General features: G+C 60.6%; 13 protein-coding genes. 10 read left to right on the plus strand and 3 right to left on the minus strand.

The features are described 5' to 3' along the window. Positions 1-41: 41 nt before the first annotated feature. From M2394_RS07970 to M2394_RS07980, 3 genes are read right to left on the minus strand one after another with little or no spacing between them, the layout of a single operon-like run. A complete protein-coding gene (locus tag M2394_RS07970; protein WP_259172048.1) occupies positions 42-809 on the minus strand; it encodes a TerB family tellurite resistance protein in 768 nt (255 codons plus the stop codon). 1 nt (position 810) lies between these two features. Next, entirely contained in the window at positions 811-1,485 is a 675-nt protein-coding gene (gene murU, locus M2394_RS07975) for an N-acetylmuramate alpha-1-phosphate uridylyltransferase MurU (protein WP_259172049.1), read from the minus strand. Then, positions 1,482-2,507: an aminoglycoside phosphotransferase family protein gene (locus M2394_RS07980; protein WP_259172050.1), complete on the minus strand. Its 1,026-nt coding sequence runs from the start codon at positions 2,505-2,507 to the stop codon at positions 1,482-1,484. The genes murU and M2394_RS07980 overlap by 4 nt, the downstream gene beginning before the upstream one ends. A 130-nt stretch (positions 2,508-2,637) precedes the next feature. Between M2394_RS07980 and M2394_RS07985 the strand changes: the two genes are divergently transcribed. The 10 genes from M2394_RS07985 to M2394_RS08030 all read left to right on the plus strand — a co-directional run bounded on the left by M2394_RS07985 (position 2,638) and on the right by M2394_RS08030 (position 15,455). Further along, the gene (locus tag M2394_RS07985) at positions 2,638-5,448 is read left to right on the plus strand and encodes an LPS-assembly protein LptD (RefSeq protein WP_259172051.1); all 2,811 of its coding nucleotides are present in this window, start codon (positions 2,638-2,640) and stop codon (positions 5,446-5,448) included. Then, entirely contained in the window at positions 5,423-6,763 is a 1,341-nt protein-coding gene (locus tag M2394_RS07990; protein WP_176996607.1) for a peptidylprolyl isomerase, read from the plus strand. Before M2394_RS07985 ends, M2394_RS07990 begins: the two co-directional genes overlap by 26 nt. Continuing rightward, positions 6,760-7,749 (plus strand): 4-hydroxythreonine-4-phosphate dehydrogenase PdxA, encoded by a 990-nt coding sequence (gene pdxA, locus M2394_RS07995; RefSeq protein WP_176996608.1) that lies wholly within the window; start codon positions 6,760-6,762, stop codon positions 7,747-7,749. Before M2394_RS07990 ends, pdxA begins: the two co-directional genes overlap by 4 nt. Continuing rightward, a complete protein-coding gene (rsmA, locus tag M2394_RS08000) occupies positions 7,746-8,558 on the plus strand; it encodes a 16S rRNA (adenine(1518)-N(6)/adenine(1519)-N(6))-dimethyltransferase RsmA (protein WP_178920239.1) in 813 nt (270 codons plus the stop codon). Before pdxA ends, rsmA begins: the two co-directional genes overlap by 4 nt. A 175-nt stretch (positions 8,559-8,733) precedes the next feature. Then, positions 8,734-9,114 carry a Co2+/Mg2+ efflux protein ApaG gene (gene apaG, locus M2394_RS08005; protein WP_259172052.1) on the plus strand — a complete coding sequence of 127 codons (381 nt, stop codon included), beginning with the start codon at positions 8,734-8,736 and terminating at the stop codon, positions 9,112-9,114. Beyond that, positions 9,114-9,962, plus strand: a complete 849-nt coding sequence (locus tag M2394_RS08010) for a symmetrical bis(5'-nucleosyl)-tetraphosphatase (protein ID WP_259172053.1) — start codon at positions 9,114-9,116, stop codon at positions 9,960-9,962. The genes apaG and M2394_RS08010 overlap by 1 nt, the downstream gene beginning before the upstream one ends. 8 nt (positions 9,963-9,970) lie before the next feature. Then, positions 9,971-10,300: a thiosulfate sulfurtransferase GlpE gene (glpE, locus tag M2394_RS08015; RefSeq protein ID WP_178920237.1), complete on the plus strand. Its 330-nt coding sequence runs from the start codon at positions 9,971-9,973 to the stop codon at positions 10,298-10,300. Positions 10,301-10,585: 285 nt separating this feature from the next. Next, a complete protein-coding gene (locus tag M2394_RS08020; protein ID WP_178920236.1) occupies positions 10,586-12,508 on the plus strand; it encodes a PrkA family serine protein kinase in 1,923 nt (640 codons plus the stop codon). Between the two features lie 113 nt (positions 12,509-12,621). Further along, positions 12,622-13,893 (plus strand): YeaH/YhbH family protein, encoded by a 1,272-nt coding sequence (locus M2394_RS08025; RefSeq protein WP_016977872.1) that lies wholly within the window; start codon positions 12,622-12,624, stop codon positions 13,891-13,893. Beyond that, on the plus strand, positions 13,890-15,455 hold the full coding sequence (locus M2394_RS08030) for a SpoVR family protein (protein ID WP_178920235.1): 1,566 nt from the start codon (positions 13,890-13,892) through the stop codon (positions 15,453-15,455). The genes M2394_RS08025 and M2394_RS08030 overlap by 4 nt, the downstream gene beginning before the upstream one ends. The last annotated feature ends 7 nt before the right edge of the window (positions 15,456-15,462 follow it).

Here is a 15,462-nt window from a genome sequence, read left to right on the forward strand (position 1 = left end):
CCCCTACAGGGAGATTGGGTTTCCAGGGCCGCATTCGGCAGCTAGCGAAAGTCCCGACGCTCGCGAATCAACGCGTAGGCGTTATGCAGCTCGCGGGTCCGCTCGGTGGCCTCACGCACTTGCGCGGGGCTGGCGCCACTGCCGGCGATCTTGTCCGGATGGTGACGGCTGAGCAGGCGCCGGTAAGCGCGCTTGATGGCCGAAGGCTCGGTGGTGGCCGTCACACCCAGCACGCGAAGCGCGTCCTGGTAAGTCGCGTTACGATTGACCAAGGGTTTGCGCTCCGGCGCGAAGTCGGCAGCCAGCGCTTGAAGCTGTTGCGGTGTCCAACCCAGCCACTTGCCCCATAGGTCGATCAGGTCGCGCTCGGCGTCATCCGCCCTGCCGTCGGCCCAGGCCATACGCCAGCATGCACGCAATACGCCTTCGGCGGCATGGGGTTGGGCCTTGAGCACACGCAGGTAGCTGCGCACGCGGTCGGTGCCTGACTTGCCACGATTGAAAGCCGTGATGGCGCGACGCTGGGCCGACTCGGTCATGTCCAACGAACGCATCTCTTGTCGCGCTTGCTGAATATGCCCGTCGGCCACCCGACCATTGCTTTTCGCCAGGCGCCCCAGCAGCACAAACAGCAGTTCGTCGTTGCGCAGTGCCGGGCGCCCGCCCAAGCGCTCGCGCAACTGCGCCCAACTCTGCAGTTGCAGGCGACGGTCCAGCGCCTGGCCCAACAAAGCCCCCAACAAGGCCCCCGGAATACTGGCAATGGCAAAGCCAGCCCCGGCGCCGATCAGCGTCCCTGGCCACAACATCTTATTGCTCCGCAGTCAGCAAGGCTTCGACTTGCGCCAAGCGTTCCAGCGTGCCGACATCAATCCAGCGTCCCGCCATGTGCTCCCCCGTTACCAGACCTTTAGCCATGGCCGCACGCAACAGCGGCGCCAGCTTGAAGGCACCTGCGCTGCAACCCGCGAACAACTGGGGGTCGAGCACTGAAATGCCACTGAAGGTCAGGTTATCGGCACCGGGCGCGGCATCATGAAGCAAACCCTGATCCAGATAGAAATCACCGCCCGACGGGTGATGCGCCGGATTGTCCACCATCACCAGATGGGCCAGGCCCTCAAGCGGCTGGCGCAACCGGGTAAAGTCGTAGTCGGTCCAGATGTCGCCATTGACCACCAGGAACGGCTCATCACCCAACAAAGGGAGTGCCTGGAATATCCCGCCACCGGTTTCCAAAGGCTCACCTTCGGGCGAGTACTGGATGCGCAAGCCGAACTGGGCACCGTCGCCCAGGTAGCTTTCAATCTGCTGACCCAGCCACGCATGGTTGATCACGATATCGGTGAAGCCGGCCTTGGCCAGCGCCTCCAGGTGATACTCGATCAAGCGCTTGTCACCGGCCTGCACCAACGGCTTGGGCGTGTGCAAGGTGAGCGGGCGCATGCGCTCGCCTTTGCCGGCTGCCAGGATCATGGCCTTCATACACCGGCCTCGGCGGGAGCACGCAGGCTGGTCAGCAGCTCGGCCAAGTCACTCAGCTCCGGGCGGTCGGCAAGCACCGCTTCTATATAAGCAAAGAAGCGCGGTACGTCCGCCAGGTAGCGTGGCTTGCCATCACGGTGGCAGATGCGCGCGAAAATGCCGATGACCTTGAGATGACGCTGTACGCCCATCAAGTCGCTGGCACGCAGGAACTCGTCGAAGTCCGCCTGCACTGCAATACCGGCCTGCTGCGCGCGCTGCCAATAACCGTGCTGCCATTCACGCACACGAACCGCCGGCCAACTGAGGAATGCGTCCTTGAACAAGCAGGTGATGTCGTAGGTCACCGGGCCATAGACCGCATCCTGGAAGTCCAGCACGCCGGGATTCGGCTCGCTGATCATCAGGTTGCGCGGCATGTAGTCGCGGTGCACCAGCACCTTGGGTTGCGCCAGGGCACTGTCGATCAGTTGATCGCTGACACGCTGCCACAGTGTCTGTTGCCGGGTATCCAGTTCGATACCCAAGTGGCGACGCACGTACCACTCCGGAAACAATTCAAGCTCACGCCGCAGCAAGGCGACGTCATAGCTGGGCAACGGCGCGTCCATCGGCAATTGCTGGAAAGCCAGCAGGCTATCGATGGCATCGGCAAACAATTGATCGGCGTTTTTGTCGTCAATTACGTCCAGATAGGTTTTTCGGCCCAGGTCATTGAGCAAAAGAAAGCCGCGCGGCAAATCTTCTGCGTAAATTTTTGGCACATTTATTCCCGATTTCGCGAGCAAATGGGCGATATCGACGAAGGGTTTGCAGTTTTCCTGGGGGGGTGGCGCGTCCATCACGATGAACGTGTGGTCCCCGCCTTCCCAGCGGAAATACCGCCTGAAACTCGCGTCGCTGCTGGCCGCGGTCAATGTAGCCGGGGGGACGGCACCCCAACCCTGGGCATTGAAAAGGATCGGCAACTGCTCATCCAGCCAGACTTCCAGCTGTTGTAAACGTAGATCTTGCTCGGGCATTACAAGGGTCTCCGACGGCGCTAGCCGTCAAGCGGGTCATGCTTTATTATCACGCATCTTTTTCAGACCATCGAGAGGCGTGCGGCCCACACCGCGGGCAGATGGCACGCAGGAAGCCCGGACTAATAAGATGGCATTGAAATCCCCCGCGTTTCGTAGAAAATTTCCGTTGCTGGTAACCGGCAGTCTGCTGGCCATGCAACCTTTCGCCACCTCATTCGTGGTCGCCGCGGAACAGTATGACTGCTCAGTCTCTGCTTCGGGTGCCTGGGATTGCGCGCCGAAAACCGCCGCTGCCCCTTTGCCACCGCGTCCTGTGCATGACGGCGCTGCCGTCAGCTCGGCCACCAGCACGGCGCAAACCGACGCTGGCGGCAAAGCCGATGCCGGACCGCAGACCGCACTGGTCACCGAGTCCAAGGGCCGTGGCCTGCGTTCGCGCAGCGCCGACTACAGCCATCTGGACTGGGTGCCTCGCGAGAAGCTGACCGCAGCCCAACTGGCTGAAACCGGTCCTTATTGCGGCGGTGCGTACATCGAGCCGACGCGCCCTGGCATGAACGACAAGACGAACAAGAGCGATGCGCCGACCTTCATCGGTGCCAAGGCTTCTCGTTACGAGCAGGAACAACAAGTCGCGACCCTGGCCGGTGACGTTGTCATGCGCCAGGGCAGCATGCAGCTGGAGGCTCAGGAAGCCAGCCTGTATCAGGCCGAGAGCCGTGGTGAGCTGAACGGCAATGTCCGTCTGCGCGACAACGGCGCCCTGATCGTGGGCGACCACGCCCAGGTCCAGCTCGACACCGGCGCCGCCCAGATCGACAACGCCGAATACGTCCTGCACAAGTCGCGTATCCGCGGCAACGCGCTGTACGCCAAGCGTGCCGAAAACGCGATCATCCGTCTCAAGGACGGCACATACACCACGTGCGAGCCAGACAGCAACGCCTGGCAGCTCAAGGGCAACAACATCACGTTGAACCCGGCCACCGGTTTCGGTACAGCCACCAACGCGACGTTGCGGATCAAGAACATTCCGATCCTCTACACCCCTTACATCTATTTCCCGATCGACGATCGTCGCCAATCCGGCTTCCTGCCGCCAAGCTTCAGCACAGGCGGCGAAACCGGCTTCACCCTGGTGACGCCGTACTACTTCAACCTGGCGCCCAACTACGACGCCACGTTGTACCCGCAATACATGACCAAGCGCGGCCTGTTGATGGAAGGCGAATTCCGCTACCTCACCAAGTCCAGCGAAGGCCAGGTGGGCGGTGCGTACCTGAACGACGACAACAGCGAGCGTAAAGGCCAGACCGACTACGAGAAAACTCGCTACATGCTCAACTGGCAACACAAGGGCGGGCTGGATTCGCGTGTACTGACCCAGGTCGACTACACCAATATCAGCGACCCTTACTACTTCCAGGACCTCAAGTCCTTCCAGGAAGGTGTGCGCAGCCAGGACTACATCAACCAGCAGGGTTCCGTGACCTATCGCGGTGACTCCTACCAGGCACGCCTGAACCTGCAGGCCTATCAGCTGGCAACGATCTCCCAGATCACGCCGTATGACCGCCTGCCGCAGATCACCTTCAACGGCCAACTGCCATTCCACCCGGGTGGCTTGAACTTCAGCTATGAAACTGAAGCGGTGCGTTTCGAGCGTGACCTGGAAAACGGCAACTTCACCGACGAGAACGGCCTGGTTTCGCCACGCCTGGACACCTACGTGACCGGCCTGACCCGTGCAAACGGTACGCGCCTGAACGTGGCACCGGCCGTCGAATACCCGATGAACTGGACCTACGGCTTCGTCACGCCGAAGCTCAAGTACGTCTACACCAAGTACGATCTTGACCTGGACAGCATCGGCAAGAACCAGATCATCGCGGCGCAAGCGGCCTCGACTGCTGCCAACCCGTATGCCGGTGGCAGCTTCAGCAGCTCCCAGGACCGTGCAGTTCCAGTTGCCAGCGTCGACAGCGGCCTGTACTTCGACCGCAACACCAACTGGTTCGGCAAAGACTATCGCCAGACCCTCGAGCCGCGCGCGTTCTACCTGTATGTGCCGAACAAGGACCAAAGCGACATTCCGGTCTTCGACACCAGTGAGTACTCGTTCAGCTACGCCTCGCTGTTCCGCGACAACCGCTTCAGCGGTAACGACCGGATCGGTGACGAAAACAAACTGTCGCTGGGCCTGACCAGCCGCTGGATCGAAGACAACGGCTTCGAACGTCAGCGTGTATCCGTGGGCCAGGCGCTGTACTTCAAGGATCGCCAGGTTCAACTGCCAGGCATCCTGGCGGCCGACCGTGCCGATGCGAACACCGACGTGTCGCCAATCGCCCTGGACTACGAGTTCCGCTTCAACCGCGACTGGCGCGCCACTGCCGACTACAACTGGGACACCGAGAACCACAGCCCTCGTTCCGGCAGCGCGATGTTCCACTACCAGCCAGAAGACAACCCGAACAAGGTTATCAACGTCGGCTACCGCTACCGCAACGACCAGGTGGTGTACAACCAGCTGACCGGCAAGTGGCAGTTTGGTGGCGACTACGGCAGCCCGGGCGATCCGAACTTCGTGAAGGATTACTACAAAATCCAGCAACACGACTTCTCGATGATGTGGCCGATCGTTCCCCAGTGGAACCTGATCACCCGCTGGCAGTATGACTATGCCCGCAACCGTACCCTGGAAGCCTTCGGTGGTTTCGAGTACGACAACTGCTGCTGGAAACTTCGCGTGATCAACCGTTATTGGGTTTCCAACGACGAATACACTCAGATCGCCCCGTTGAACGAAAAGGGTGACCACGGGCTCTTCTTCCAGATCGTCCTCAAAGGACTCGGCGGCCTGACCGGCGCCAAGGTAGAGAGCTTCCTCGACAAAGGCATTGAAGGTTATCGTGAACGTGAAGACCAAGCTTTCTGATTGCTTGCGCCCGCTAGTGCTGGGCGCGCTGTTCCTGGGTACTGTTTCGGCACACGCTGCGGTTCAGCAACTGGATAAAGTGGCAGCCATCGTCGATAACGACGTAATCATGCAGAGCCAACTGGACCAACGGGTCAAGGAAGTTCAGCAAACCATCGCCAAGCGCGGTGGTGGCGTTCCACCGACCAGCGTGCTGGAACCTCAGGTTCTGGAACGCCTGATCGTCGAGAACCTGCAACTGCAGATCGGCGAGCGCTCCGGCATCCGTATTTCGGACGAAGAGTTGAACCAGGCGGTGGGCACTATTGCTCAACGCAACAACATGAGCATCGACCAGTTCCGCGCCGCCCTGGCCCACGACGGCTTGTCCTACGAGGACGCCCGTGACCAGATCAAGCGCGAAATGATCATCAGCCGTGTGCGTCAGCGCCGTGTGGCTGAACGTGTGCAGGTGTCCGAGCAGGAAGTGAAGAACTTCCTGGCTTCCGACCTCGGCAAGATGCAGCTCTCCGAAGAGCTGCACCTGGCCAATATCCTGATCGCGACCCCGGACAGCGCCAGCGCCGAGCAACTCAACGCTGCTGCCGCAAAAACCCAGGCTGTCTATGACCGCCTGAAAGCCGGTGCCGACTTCGCCCAGACAGCCATTGCCGTTTCCGGCAGTGACAACGCCCTGGACGGCGGCGACATGGGCTGGCGCAAGGCGGCTCAACTGCCACCTCCGTTCGACCGTGAGCTGAGCGCCATGAGCGTGGGTGATATCACCCAGCCTGCACGTACACCGGGCGGCTTCATCATCCTCAAGTTGCTGGGCAAGCGCGGCGGCGAGAACTCGCTGAAAGACGAAGTGCATGTTCGTCATATCCTGGTCAAACCAAGCGAAATCCGCACCGAAGCCCAAACCAAGGAACTGGCCCAGAAGATCTATGACCGCATCGAAGGCGGTGAAGACTTCGCGACCCTGGCCAAAAGCTTCTCGGAAGACCCGGGTTCTGCCCTCAACGGCGGCGACCTGAACTGGATCGACCCGAAAGCGCTGGTGCCGGAGTTCCAGGACGTCATGGCCAAGACCCCGCAAGGTGTTCTGTCCAAGCCGTTCAAGACCCAATACGGCTGGCATGTGCTGGAAGTCCTTGGCCGTCGCGCCACTGACAACACCGCTCAAGCCCGCGAGCAGCAAGCACTCACCGTACTGCGCAACCGCAAATACGACGAAGAGCTGCAGACTTGGTTGCGTCAGATCCGCGACGAAGCCTACGTGGAAAACAAGCTGCCCGCCGCCGAGCAAACAGGCGCCGATCAGGCAGCCCAGTGAAACCTCAGCGTTTCGCGGTGACACCCGGCGAGCCAGCCGGCATTGGTCCAGACCTGTGCCTGCTGCTCGCCTCGCAACCCCAGCCACATCCCCTGATTGCCATTACCAGCCGCGACCTGCTCCTTGAGCGGGCCGCGCAACTGGGTGTGGCTGTCAATTTGCTGGACGCAGCACCGGGCAATTGGCCCGATCTGCCCGCTCCGGCAGGCAGCTTGTACGTATGGGACACCCCATTGCAGGCCAAGGTCGTTGCCGGGCAACTGGACAAGGCCAACGCGGCCTTTGTGCTGGAAACCCTGACACGGGCAGGCCAAGGCTGCATCGACGGCACCTTTGCCGGCATGATCACCGCGCCGGTCCACAAGGGCGTGATCAACGAATCCGGCATTGCTTTCTCCGGTCATACCGAATTCCTCGCCGAGCTGACCCACACCGAACAAGTGGTGATGATGCTGGCCACTCGGGGGCTGCGCGTGGCCCTGGTGACCACGCACCTGCCGCTGCGGGACATCGCCGATGCGATCACCGCCGAGCGCGTGGAACGCGTGACGCGCATCCTGCACGCCGACCTGCAACAGAAATTCGGCATCGCCCAGCCACGCATCCTAGTCTGCGGGCTCAACCCCCATGCCGGTGAAGGTGGCCACCTGGGCCATGAAGAAATTGACATCATTGAACCAACATTAGAGCGCCTGCGCCAAGAAGGCATGGACCTGCGTGGCCCACTGCCTGCGGACACTCTGTTTACCCCCAAATATCTGGAGCACTGCGACGCAGTGCTGGCGATGTACCATGACCAGGGGCTGCCCGTGCTGAAGTACAAAGGCTTCGGCGCCGCAGTCAACGTGACACTGGGCCTGCCGATCATCCGCACCTCCGTCGACCACGGCACTGCCCTGGACCTGGCGGGCAGCGGCAAGATCGATACCGGCAGCCTGCACGTGGCCCTGGAAACCGCCTATCAGATGGCCGAGACCCGTATATGACTGAGCATTACCAACACCGGGCGCGCAAGCGCTTCGGGCAAAACTTCCTGCACGATGCGGGCGTAATCGACCGCATCCTGCGCTCCATCCATGCCAAGCCCGACGACCGCCTGCTGGAAATCGGCCCGGGCCAGGGCGCGCTGACCCAAGGCCTGCTGGCCAGCGGTGGCCAACTGGACGTGGTTGAGCTGGACAAGGACCTGATCCCGATCCTCAACCAGCAGTTCGCCGGCAAACCCAACTTCAACCTGCACCAGGGCGATGCGCTGAAGTTCGACTTCAACACCCTCAACGCCGCGCCCAACAGCCTGCGGGTCGTGGGTAACCTGCCATACAACATCTCCACGCCGTTGATTTTCCACCTGCTCAACAACGCCGGGATCATCCGCGACATGCACTTCATGCTGCAAAAGGAAGTGGTTGAGCGTTTGGCCGCAGGCCCTGGCGGCGGTGACTGGGGTCGCCTGTCGATCATGGTTCAATACCACTGCCGCGTAGAGCACCTGTTCAACGTCGGCCCAGGTGCGTTCAACCCGCCGCCGAAGGTCGACTCGGCCATCGTGCGCCTGGTGCCTCACGCCGTACTGCCGCACCCAGCCAAGGACCATCGCCTGCTGGAGCGGGTGGTGCGTGAAGCGTTCAACCAGCGCCGCAAGACCTTGCGCAACACGCTCAAGGCGCTGCTGAGCAACGCTGAAATCGAAGCCGCCGGTGTAGACGGCAGCCTGCGCCCGGAGCAACTGGACCTCGCCGCATTCGTACGCCTGGCTGACCAGCTGGCGATCCAGCCCGCCCCAGCCGCTGAATAACCGTGTAGGAGCCGGCTTGCCGGCGATGGCGTCCTCAAGATCGCTATCGCCGGCAAGCCGGCTCCTACAAGGATGTGCACACCAGGCCAGATAGCATGTCTGGCCTAGTGCCCGGCTGATGGCCTAGACTGACCCGCATCTGCTGTCCTCCGCTTTTGCTTTTAAGGCCTCTTGCATGTCCGATCCTCGCTACCAGATCGACGTCAGCGTCGTCACCCGCTTCCTGGCGGACCAATCGCAACCTGAACAGAACCGCTTTGCCTTTGCCTACACCATCACGGTGAAGAACAACGGCCTGATGCCTGCCAAGCTGCTATCGCGCCACTGGGTGATCACCGACGGTGACGGCCAGGTCGAGGAAGTGCGCGGTGCCGGTGTGGTTGGCCAGCAACCCTTGATCGACATCGGCGCCAGCCATACCTACAGCAGTGGCACGGTCATGACCTCCAAAGTCGGCACCATGCAAGGTTCGTATCAGATGAAGGCCACCGATGGCCAACTGTTCGATGCGGTCATTGCGCCTTTCCGCCTCGCCGTGCCCGGAGCCCTGCACTGATGGCGACGTACGCGGTCGGCGACCTGCAAGGCTGCCTGAAACCTCTCAAGTGCCTGCTGGAGCGGGTTGCCTTCGACCCGGCCAAGGACCGCCTGTGGCTGGTCGGCGACCTGGTCAACCGCGGTCCGCAATCCCTGGAAACCCTGCGCTACCTCTATAGCCTGCGCGATGCCTTGGTGTGTGTACTGGGCAACCATGACCTGCACCTGTTGGCTGTCGGCAAAAACATCGAGCGCCTGAAAAAGGGTGACACCCTGCGGGAAATCCTCGAAGCGCCGGACTGTGCCGAGTTGCTCGACTGGGTTCGCCGGCAAAAGCTCATGCATTACGACGAAGCGCGCAACATGGCCTTGGTCCATGCCGGTATCCCGCCACAGTGGACGTTGAAGAAGGCACTCAAGTGCGCGGCCGAAGTCGAAAGCGCCCTGGCTGATGACAACCTGTACGCCACCTACCTCGACGGCATGTACGGCAACGAGCCCGTGAAGTGGGATAACGATCTCACGGGCGTGACCCGCCTGCGCGTCATCACCAACTACTTCACGCGCATGCGCTTCTGCACCGCTGAAGGCAAGCTGGACCTCAAGAGCAAGGAAGGCGCCGACACGGCGCTGCCGGGCTACAAGCCATGGTTCGCGCATAAAGAACGCAAGACCCGCGACACACAGATCATCTTCGGTCACTGGGCGGCCCTGGAAGGCCAGTGCGAAGAGCCCGGCGTATTTGCCCTCGACACCGGTTGCGTGTGGGGCGGCGCCATGACCCTGATGAACATCGACACTGGCGAGCGCCTGAGCTGCCAGTGCGAATCTCCCCTTTCCGTTACCCTGCCGGCCGCCAAGCCCTAGGAGCCCCCGTGAGCGAATTCAAACGTATCCCCCCCGAACAAGCCCAGGCCCTGCGCGAACAAGGTGCCGTGGTGGTCGATATCCGCGACCAGCCGACTTACGTGGCGGCCCACATCAAGGGCGCCCAGCACCTGGACAACGTCAACATTGCCGATTTCATTCGCGCCGCCGACCTCGATGCGCCCGTGATCGTCGCCTGCTACCACGGCAATTCCAGCCAGAGCGCAGCGGCTTATCTGATCAGCCAGGGCTTCTCCGACGTCTACAGCCTGGACGGCGGCTTTGAGCTGTGGCGTACGACGTATCCTGCGGAAATTGCCTCCGGCGATTCGCAATAATTTTTTTCACACCCCGCTACCCCGCGTGACGCTTGGCCTCGCGCCGTTTCTGACGAACGGCGCAGCCAAACTAATTACGCATCGCGCCTTGACCTCCCCGATTCCGAACTATCCTTAAGCGCAGGCCATCCGAATCAGGGGAGAGCCGGTACACCGGCGTGCGGGTCATCGGTAGCGTTTCAGGGTGTTCTGGGGGGAAAACGGCCATTGGCGATCGCCAATGACTGCCAGCATCGACTGATTGATCCGGCGTCGGCTCCACGTATCGAGCGAGGTGACGACGTCATGAGTATTTTTAGCCACTTCCAACAACGCTTCGAGTCCACACGGCAAGAAGAACTCACGCTGCAAGAGTATCTCGAACTGTGCAAACAGGACCGCAGTGCCTACGCGTCTGCCGCCGAACGCCTGCTGCTGGCAATTGGCGAGCCGGAGCTGGTAGACACCTCGAACAATTCGCGCCTGTCGCGAATATTCTCCAACAAGGTGATCCGGCGCTACCCGGCCTTTGAAGACTTCCACGGCATGGAAGAATGCATCGACCAGATCGTCTCCTACTTCCGCCATGCCGCCCAAGGCCTGGAAGAGAAGAAACAGATCCTCTATCTGCTCGGCCCCGTCGGCGGCGGCAAGTCGTCCCTGGCCGAAAAGCTCAAACAACTGATCGAGAAGGTGCCCTTCTACGCCATCAAGGGTTCTCCGGTTTTCGAATCGCCTTTGGGGTTGTTCAACGCCACGGAAGATGGCGCGATCCTCGAAGAGGACTTCGGTATCCCACGGCGCTACCTCAACACCATCATGTCGCCCTGGGCCACCAAGCGCCTGGCCGAGTTCGGCGGCGATATCAGCCAGTTCCGCGTGGTCAAGCTCTACCCGTCGATCCTCAACCAGATTGGCGTGGCCAAGACCGAACCGGGCGACGAGAACAACCAGGACATCTCGGCGCTGGTGGGCAAGGTCGATATCCGCAAACTGGAAGAATTCCCACAGAACGACGCCGACGCCTACAGCTACTCGGGCGCACTGTGCCGGGCCAACCAAGGCCTGATGGAGTTCGTGGAGATGTTCAAGGCACCGATCAAGGTGCTGCACCCACTGCTCACCGCCACCCAGGAAGGCAACTACAACAGCACCGAGGGCTTGGGCGCGATTCCGTTCACCGGGATCCTGCTGGCCCACTCCAACGAGTCGGAATGGCACACTTTCCGCAACAACAAGAACAACGAAGCTTTCATCGACCGGATCTACATCGTCAAGGTGCCGTACTGCCTGCGGGTCAGCGATGAGATCAAGATCTACGACAAGCTGCTGTTCAACAGCTCCCTGGCCAAGGCTCACTGCGCGCCCGACACCCTGAAGATGCTGGCCCAGTTCACGGTGCTGTCGCGCCTCAAGGAGCCGGAGAACTCGAACATCTACTCGAAGATGCGCGTGTACGACGGCGAAAACCTCAAGGACACCGACCCCAAGGCCAAGTCGATCCAGGAATACCGCGACAGTGCCGGCGTGGACGAGGGGATGAACGGCCTCTCGACACGGTTCGCGTTCAAGATCCTGTCCAAGGTCTTCAACTTCGACCCGCACGAGATTGCCGCCAACCCGGTGCACCTGCTCTACGTGCTGGAACAGCAGATCGAACAGGAGCAATTCCAGGCCGAAACCCGTGAACGCTACCTGCGCTTCCTCAAGGAATACCTGGCGCCGCGCTACATCGAGTTCATCGGCAAGGAAATCCAGACGGCGTACCTGGAGTCCTACAGCGAGTACGGCCAGAACATCTTCGACCGCTACGTGCTGTACGCCGACTTCTGGATCCAGGACCAGGAATACCGCGACCCGGAAACCGGCGAAATCCTCAACCGCGTGGCCCTCAACGAAGAACTGGAGAAAATCGAGAAACCGGCCGGCATCAGCAATCCGAAGGATTTCCGCAACGAGATCGTCAACTTCGTGCTGCGCGCCCGTGCCAACAACAACGGCAAGAACCCCACCTGGCTCAGCTACGAGAAACTGCGGGTGGTCATCGAGAAGAAAATGTTCTCCAACACCGAGGATCTACTGCCGGTCATCAGCTTCAACGCCAAGGCCAGCAAGGAGGATCAGCAAAAACACAACGACTTCGTCACACGAATGGTCGAGCGTGGCTACACCGACAAACAGGTACGGTTGCTCTCCGAGTGGTACCTGCGGGTGCGCAAATCGCAGTAAGGCAGCCACAGGCGTGCACTGCCGGGCCAAGCGCCCGGCAGCTGACCGCTTGTCTCTAAGCTTCCAGCGCGTAGCGTGAAGCTTGTAACGTGAAGCTGCCCGGAGGGCTCCCCATGAGCTATGTGATCGACCGACGCCTCAATGGCAAGAACAAGAGCACGGTAAACCGCCAGCGTTTCCTGCGCCGTTACCGTGACCACATCAAAAAGGCCGTGGAAGAGGCCGTGAGCCGCCGTTCCATCACCGACATGGAACATGGCGAACAGATCAGCATTCCTGGCCGGGACATCGACGAACCGGTGCTGCACCATGGCCGGGGCGGCAAACAGACCGTCGTGCACCCCGGCAACAAGGAATTCACCACCGGCGAACATATCCAGCGGCCCCAGGGCGGAGGCGGCGGCAAGGGCCCGGGCAAGGCCGGCAATTCCGGCGAGGGCATGGATGAGTTCGTGTTCCAGATCACCCAGGAAGAATTCCTCGAATTCATGTTCGAAGACCTGGAGCTGCCCAACCTGGTCAAACGCAACCTGACCGGCACCGACACCTTCAAGACCGTGCGCGCCGGGATCAGCAACGAAGGCAACCCGTCCCGCATCAATATCATCCGCACGCTGCGCTCGGCCCACGCACGGCGCATCGCCCTGTCCGGCAGCAGCCGCGCAAAGCTGAAGGAGGCCAAGGAAGAGCTGGCACGCTTGAAACGCGAAGAACCGGACAACTTCGGTGATATCCAGGAAATCGAAGCCGAAATCGAGAAACTCAGTGCGCGCATTCATCGCGTGCCGTTCCTCGACACCTTTGACCTGAAGTACAACCTGCTGGTCAAACAGCCCAACCCCAGCTCCAAGGCGGTGATGTTCTGCCTGATGGACGTGTCCGGCTCCATGACCCAGGCCACCAAGGACATTGCCAAGCGCTTCTTTATCCTGCTGTACCTGTTCCTCAAGCGGAACTACGACAAGATCGATGTGGTGTTCATCCGCCATCACACCAGCGCCCGGGAAGTGGACGAAGAAGAGTTTTTCTACTCGAGGGAAACCGGCGGCACCATCGTTTCCAGCGCATTGAAACTGATGCAGGAGATCATGGCCGAGCGCTACCCCGCCAACGAGTGGAACATCTACGCGGCCCAGGCCTCCGACGGCGACAACTGGAACGACGACTCGCCGATCTGCCGCGACATCCTGATCAACCAGATCATGCCATTTGTGCAGTACTACACGTACGTTGAAATCACCCCCCGTGAGCACCAGGCCCTGTGGTTCGAATACGAGCGCATCGGCGAAGCCTTTGCCGACACGTTCGCCCAGCAGCAACTGGTCTCGGCCGGCGATATCTACCCGGTCTTCCGTGAACTCTTCCAGCGCAGGTTAGTGACATGACCGCCAAAAAAGAGCAAAAACGCCAACCGATCTCCACAGGGTCCGAGTGGACCTTCGAGCTAATCCAGGCCTACGACCGGGAAATCAGCCGCATCGCGGCGGGTTATGCCCTGGACACCTATCCCAACCAGATCGAAGTGATCACCGCCGAACAGATGATGGACGCCTACGCCTCCGTCGGCATGCCCTTGGGCTACCACCACTGGTCCTACGGCAAACACTTCCTCAGCACCGAAAAGTCCTACAGCCGCGGCCAGATGGGCCTGGCCTACGAGATCGTGATCAACTCCGACCCGTGCATCGCCTACCTGATGGAAGAAAACACCATCTGCATGCAGGCACTGGTAGTGGCCCATGCCTGCTACGGGCATAACAGCTTCTTCAAGGGCAACTACCTGTTCCGCACCTGGACCGACGCCAGCTCGATCATCGATTACCTCGTGTTCGCCAAGCAGTACATCATGCAATGCGAGGAACGCCACGGTATCGATGCAGTGGAAGACCTGCTCGACTCCTGCCATGCCCTGATGAACTACGGCGTGGACCGCTACAAGCGCCCCTACCCGATCTCTGCCGAGGAAGAACGTCTGCGCCAGAAGGAGCGCGAGGAGCATCTGCAGAAACAGATCAATGACCTGTGGCGCACCATTCCTAAAAAGACAGGCAAGAACAGCGACAAGGACAACGCTCGCTTCCCCGCCGAACCTCAGGAAAACATCCTGTATTTCCTGGAAAAACACGCGCCACTGCTTGAGCCTTGGCAACGGGAAATCGTGCGCATCGTGCGCAAGATCGCCCAATACTTTTATCCACAGCGCCAGACCCAGGTGATGAACGAAGGCTGGGCCACGTTCTGGCACTACACGCTGATGAACGACCTGTACGACGAAGGCCTGGTCACCGACGGCTTCATGATGGAGTTCCTGACCTCCCACACCAGTGTGGTGTTCCAGCCAGGCTTCGACAGCCCGTACTACAACGGTATCAACCCGTATGCACTGGGCTTTGCCATGTACCGCGACATTCGCCGCATGTGCGAGCACCCTACCGAAGAAGACCGCCGCTGGTTCCCGGAGATCGCCGGCAGCGACTGGCTGTCGACCATCAAGTTCGCCATGAGCAGCTTCAAGGACGAGAGTTTCATCCTGCAGTACCTGTCACCCCAGGTGATTCGTGACCTCAAGCTGTTCAGCATCCTTGATGACGACCTTAAAGATGACCTGGTGGTGCCCGCCATCCACGACGAACCCGGCTACCGCACCATCCGTGAAACCCTGGCGGCGCAGTACAACCTGGGCAACCGTGAGCCCAATGTGCAGATCTACAGCATTGATGTGCGCGGCGACCGCTCGCTGACCCTGCGCCACCAGCAGCACGACCGCAAACCCTTGGGCGAATCTACCGAGGAGGTACTCAAGCACCTGCATCGCCTGTGGGGGTTCGATATTCACCTGGAGACCCTGCAGGGCGACCAGGTCATGAAAACCCATCACGTACCACCGCGCACCGATCACAACGACAACGACTACGGCCGCCTGGACCTGGCCGTCGTTCATCTCTGAAACTGCA

Source organism: Pseudomonas sp. BIGb0164 (genome assembly GCF_024810135.1).
GTDB lineage: Bacteria > Pseudomonadota > Gammaproteobacteria > Pseudomonadales > Pseudomonadaceae > Aquipseudomonas.

Coding starts and splice junctions, on each gene's coding strand:
- M2394_RS07970 (WP_259172048.1), bottom strand. CDS start 809: ATGTTGTGGCCAGGGACGCTGATCGGCGCCGGGGCTGGCTTTGCCATT.
- murU (WP_259172049.1), bottom strand. CDS start 1,485: ATGAAGGCCATGATCCTGGCAGCCGGCAAAGGCGAGCGCATGCGCCCG.
- M2394_RS07980 (WP_259172050.1), bottom strand. CDS start 2,507: ATGCCCGAGCAAGATCTACGTTTACAACAGCTGGAAGTCTGGCTGGAT.
- M2394_RS07985 (WP_259172051.1), top strand. CDS start 2,638: ATGGCATTGAAATCCCCCGCGTTTCGTAGAAAATTTCCGTTGCTGGTA.
- rsmA (WP_178920239.1), top strand. CDS start 7,746: ATGACTGAGCATTACCAACACCGGGCGCGCAAGCGCTTCGGGCAAAAC.
- apaG (WP_259172052.1), top strand. CDS start 8,734: ATGTCCGATCCTCGCTACCAGATCGACGTCAGCGTCGTCACCCGCTTC.
- M2394_RS08010 (WP_259172053.1), top strand. CDS start 9,114: ATGGCGACGTACGCGGTCGGCGACCTGCAAGGCTGCCTGAAACCTCTC.
- M2394_RS08020 (WP_178920236.1), top strand. CDS start 10,586: ATGAGTATTTTTAGCCACTTCCAACAACGCTTCGAGTCCACACGGCAA.
- M2394_RS08025 (WP_016977872.1), top strand. CDS start 12,622: ATGAGCTATGTGATCGACCGACGCCTCAATGGCAAGAACAAGAGCACG.
- M2394_RS08030 (WP_178920235.1), top strand. CDS start 13,890: ATGACCGCCAAAAAAGAGCAAAAACGCCAACCGATCTCCACAGGGTCC.